2 protein-coding genes and 1 rRNA gene are annotated in these 5,357 nt (G+C 57.5%); 2 read left to right on the top strand and 1 reads right to left on the bottom strand.

Going from position 1 to position 5,357, the window contains the following annotated elements; all coding sequences use genetic code 11:
• Positions 1-2,098, top strand: a 2,098-nt coding sequence (gene clpB, locus ABJN75_RS14250; protein WP_348440241.1) for an ATP-dependent chaperone ClpB, incomplete at its 5' end; no start/stop codon positions are given.
• Positions 2,099-2,334: 236 nt separating this feature from the next.
• Here the strand turns inward: clpB and ABJN75_RS14245 are convergent.
• Entirely contained in the window at positions 2,335-4,281 is a 1,947-nt protein-coding gene (locus ABJN75_RS14245; RefSeq protein ID WP_348440240.1) for a M23 family metallopeptidase, read from the bottom strand.
• Positions 4,282-4,975: 694 nt separating this feature from the next.
• Between ABJN75_RS14245 and ABJN75_RS14240 the strand changes: the two genes are divergently transcribed.
• Positions 4,976-5,357, top strand: a 16S ribosomal RNA gene (locus tag ABJN75_RS14240); the annotation flags it as partial.

Raw genomic sequence — 5,357 nt, 5'->3', positions numbered from 1 at the left:
CGATCCGGTGATCGGTCGAGATGATGAAATTCGCCGCACCATTCAGGTGCTGTCGCGCCGGACCAAGAACAATCCGGTGCTGATTGGCGAACCGGGCGTCGGCAAGACCGCGATTGCGGAAGGTCTTGCGCTCAGGATTGTCAATGGCGACGTGCCCGAATCGCTCAAGGACAAGCAGCTTATGGCGCTTGATATGGGCGCGCTGATTGCCGGTGCGAAATATCGCGGCGAATTCGAAGAACGGCTCAAAGCTGTCCTGTCGGAAATCCAGGCCAACGATGGCGGCATCATTCTTTTTATCGACGAAATGCATACGCTTGTCGGCGCGGGCAAGGCTGACGGGGCGATGGATGCGTCCAACCTTCTCAAGCCGGCCCTGGCGCGCGGTGAATTGCACTGCGTAGGGGCAACCACGCTTGATGAATATCGCAAGCATGTGGAAAAAGACGCCGCACTTGCGCGGCGGTTCCAGCCGGTGATGGTGGAAGAACCCACTGTTGAGGACACGATTTCGATCCTGCGCGGGCTCAAGGAAAAATACGAGCAGCATCACAAGGTTCGGATCAGCGATTCGGCGCTGGTGTCTGCTGCGGTGCTGTCCAATCGTTACATCACCGACCGTTTTCTTCCCGACAAGGCGATCGACCTGGTCGATGAATCGGCTGCTCGACTGAGAATGCAGGTTGATTCCAAACCGGAAGAACTTGATGAACTCGACCGTCGCATCATGCAATTGAAGATCGAACGAGAGGCGTTGAAGAAGGAAACCGATCAGGCCTCCAAGGACCGGCTTGAGCGGCTTGAGCGCGAATTGTCCGATATCGAGGAAAAAGCTGGTGCACTGACGGCGCGCTGGCAATCGGAAAAACAGAAGCTGGGTCTGGCAGCCGATCTCAAGCTGAAGCTCGAGGAAGCCCGCAATGACCTTGCTATCGCCCAGCGCAGTGGTGAATACCAGCGCGCGGGGGAGCTTGCCTATTCTGAAATCCCCGCCCTTGAGCGTCAGCTTGCAGAGGCTGAGGCCCATGGTGAAGCCGATGCCGCCGGGATGGTTGAGGAAACTGTCACGCCGGACCATATCGCCCACATTGTCTCGCGCTGGACCGGAATTCCGGTGGACCGGATGCTCGAAGGCGAGCGTGACAAGCTTCTCAGGATGGAAGATGAAATCGGCAAGCGGGTCGTCGGCCAGGGCGAAGCGGTTCAGGCTGTTTCCAAGGCTGTGAGGCGCGCGCGCGCGGGTCTGCAGGATCCCAACCGGCCGATGGGGTCGTTCATCTTCCTCGGGCCAACCGGCGTCGGCAAGACCGAACTGACCAAAGCGCTCGCCGAATTCCTGTTCGACGATGAAACCGCGCTGATTCGGATGGACATGTCCGAATACATGGAAAAACACTCGGTTTCCCGATTGATCGGGGCTCCTCCGGGCTATGTCGGTTATGATGAAGGCGGCGCGTTGACCGAAGCGGTCCGGCGCAGGCCCTATCAGGTGATCCTGTTTGATGAAATCGAGAAGGCGCATCCCGATGTCTTCAACGTGCTTCTGCAGGTGCTTGATGACGGGCGCCTGACCGACGGGCAGGGACGCACGGTCGATTTCCGCAATACGCTGATCGTCATGACATCAAATCTGGGATCCGAATATCTGGCTGCGCTGACTGATGATCAGGATGCGGATGCTGCCCGCGACGACGTGATGAACGTGGTGCGGTCGTCGTTCCGGCCGGAGTTTCTCAACCGGATTGACGAGATCATCCTGTTCCACCGGTTGCGCCGGTCTGAAATGGGCGCGATCGTCGACATCCAGCTCAAGCGTTTGGGCAAGCTGCTGGTCGATCGCAAGATTGAAGTCACGCTGGACGATGAAGCCCGGATCTGGCTTGCCGACAAGGGCTATGATCCTGCCTACGGCGCACGCCCACTCAAAAGGGTTGTGCAGAAATATGTGCAGGATCCGCTTGCCGAGAAAATCCTGCTGGGCGAGGTGGGCGAGGGTGCTCATGTCAATGTGAGCGCCGGTTCCGACAGGCTGGTCTTCGCGGTTACCGGAGATGAAGACCAGGCCTCGGCAAACGAAGCTCGCGGCGAAGCCGCCTAAAGCTGTTGCAATGAAGACAACGGCGGGCCCGATCCGGGTCCGCCGTTTTCGTGGGCCAGCCACGGGAATGCCCCCGGGGATGCGTCATTTCAATCGCACGAAGCCCCAACGCGCATCGCATTCATACCGGGTCAGGCGATGCGCGTCCGTTCCTTGTTCATGCACGCAAATTGCGCAAAACCGCTGCACATTTTCGCGCGACATGCATGGGAATTTGCGGGCCGGATCGAAAAGTATCAGCGGCTTGCAATTTCCTTGTTGGTCAACTCGATGCCTAGCAACGCATTGATCCGATCTCGCTCGCGGGCGAACATTGCGTAGGCATCGTCCTTCAGGGACTTGCCGTCGGGCAGCCGGATCCGCATCGGGTCGACCTTGTTGCCATTGACGATCAGTTCATAATGCAGGTGCGGACCGGTGGAAAGCCCGGTCGACCCCACCGCGCCGATGACCTGACCCTGGCGGACGCGAGCGCCGGGTACGACGCCCTTGGCGATCGAATTCTGGTGCGAATAGCTTGATTCATAGCCATTGGCGTGCCTGATGATGGTTTGCCGTCCATATCCATTGCCCCAGCCGGCCTTCTCGACCACGCCATTGCCCGCGGCAATGATCGGCGTGCCGCGAGGCGCTGACCAGTCAACGCCGGTATGCATCCGTGAATATTTCAGAATCGGGTGGCGGCGCATGCCGAAACCGCCACGGAACTTGCCGTTTGGCACCGGATTGCGCAGCAGGAATTGGCGTGCGCTGCGGCCTTCCTCGTCGTAATAATCAATGGAATTGTCTTCCGGGTGCTGGAACCTGTAGAGCCGGATGGTGTTGCCGCCGAATTTTGCGTTGACGAACAGCAACTCGGACTCATCGGTCGCTGTGCCGCTTTCGTCGGTCACCGAAAAGAACGCCTCCAGAGTGTCTGTAGGCTTTAAAGGTGATTGGAAATCGACATTGCTGGCGAGCATCCGGATAATCTGCTCCACCATCTCAGTCGACATGCCGTAAGTTAGTCCCGCCCGGTAGATCCCGTCATAGATGTTCGGCAGGTCGCGGGCGGTTGCGACGGGAGTCGCGGTTTCGTCGAAAGCGGTTCGGATGGCCGGAGTCGGCGGAGGTTCATTGCCGATCACAAACCCGTTGTGATCCGAAAGCGCAACGGTGATCATGTGGCTCGAATTCTGGTAAACGCTCATGCGAATGATCCGCGCTGTGTCGCCGGTCTGTTCGACGCCAATCCGGATCACTGAATTATGCGGTATCTTGTCTACCTTGATTTGCTGGGCGAGAACGCTCACCGCCGCTTCATATTGCTCGGACCCGTAGCCTGAGCCCTCGAGAATGTCAGACAAGGGCGCGGCTTTTTTGACCGGTATGATGTCGTCGACATATTCAATGCGTTCCTGGCTGACGGGCGAATAGGATGCCACCGAGACATTTTCCGCGATCACGCGCGCATTCAGGCTGGCGCTGAAATCGAGATCAATTCGGTTGGAGACAAACCGGCGCGGATCAACATAATTGAGTGACGCAAGCTGAACCGATCCGTCGGTGAGCACGGATCCGTTGGTCCGGACCGTTTCCTCGGCTTCATCGAGCGTCATGGACGCAGCAAACGGGCGTGTTGATGAATCCAGTGGAAAATCGTAGGAGCGCAGGCTGATTTCCGAATCGACGTCCGCGCCGTAGATGACGCCGGTCCTGACACTTGATGCGGCTTCTGCTTCGCCGGCAGAGAATATCTTGAGCGGGTCAAACCGTGGATAAGACTTTGCCGCAGCGGCCGGGTGGTTTCCGGCGAGCGCGATCTTGACATGGGCGAAAGGTTGACGCCGGACCACATCGTGGTCGCCATCGCGCACCATGGTCGGTACTTCCATGATGGCCCGGTCTACCGGCTTGGCGGTGACGACCGACTGGATCAGCCGAGCACCTTTCTCCACTGACCCCGACGCGCCGGCGTCGATATCGACCGAGGCCAATGCTTCGGCGGGAATCGCCAGTTGCTCGCGTCCTTCCAGGGCGCCGAACAGCGCCACCCCCATCAACAGGCTCGATGTGATGCCGGTCATGAAGGTCCCCGAAAGCCAGCGCAGCGAGATCTCGCGTTTGTCCGGCGGTTTGCGTCCGCCGGCCAGCAGCGGCGGTTGATCGCCCATCTGCCGTGCAAGAAACTCGTCGTTTGGCATTGTTCCTCCGAGGCTTCGTGGTCACTGTCGCCTTGTTCACGGCAACGTGCTGAAGATGTGCCCTGCAGTTGGGCCTGAGTCAAACTGGAAGCCCGATTCGGACCGAATCAACGCCCTGGATTGTCGCGAACACCGCTTCAAACCAGCGCATGCTCTTCTTCTACCGGAAAATCCGGCGTCGATAAGGCAGAACCGGGCCAAAACCACACTTTAATCTATATAGGCGATTCCTCGGCATGAGGTGATCAGTGTGCAGTGCGACAAATATCCGGAAAATGTCAGTTTTGTAAAAAAGGCTGTTGACTCTTTGGGTAGGTGGCCCCTATAAACCGCTCACACAACGAGGGCGGCGCGCCGCTGGCGCCAAGAAGTTCGCCCTTGAGTTGACTGAGAGTGTTTCGCAAGAGGCACTTTATTCCGGCCGAAGCGTTATAGCAGACAGCCAACGATTTCATGCAGATGGGATCGGTTCTTTGACAATTGAATATTGAAGAAAGAGAAACGTGGGCGGCGGTAGTCGGCGGTTTCGGAAATCCTTTCGAGGATTGAAGGAGCCATACCAGACTTTGGCGGTCACGTTTCAAGAGAAGTTACACTGTGATTTTTGTCTGAGGCTTTCGGGTTTCGGGCATTGATTATAGGTGTGAAGTTCTCGTCAATTTGATGCGTGATCAAAAGCCAAAATCAAATTACTCAACTTGAGAGTTTGATCCTGGCTCAGAACGAACGCTGGCGGCAGGCTTAACACATGCAAGTCGAGCGCACTCTTCGGAGTGAGCGGCAGACGGGTGAGTAACGCGTGGGAATCTACCCAACTCTACGGAATAACTCAGGGAAACTTGTGCTAATACCGTATACGCCCTTCGGGGGAAAGATTTATCGGAGTTGGATGAGCCCGCGTTGGATTAGCTAGTTGGTGGGGTAAAGGCCTACCAAGGCGACGATCCATAGCTGGTCTGAGAGGATGATCAGCCACACTGGGACTGAGACACGGCCCAGACTCCTACGGGAGGCAGCAGTGGGGAATATTGGACAATGGGGGCAACCCTGATCCAGCCATGCCGCGTGAGTGATGA

The sequence above is a fragment of the Hoeflea sp. genome (assembly GCF_039975035.1).
Classification (GTDB): Bacteria; Pseudomonadota; Alphaproteobacteria; order Rhizobiales; family Rhizobiaceae; genus Hoeflea.
This window is presented reverse-complemented; position numbering and strand designations above follow the sequence as displayed.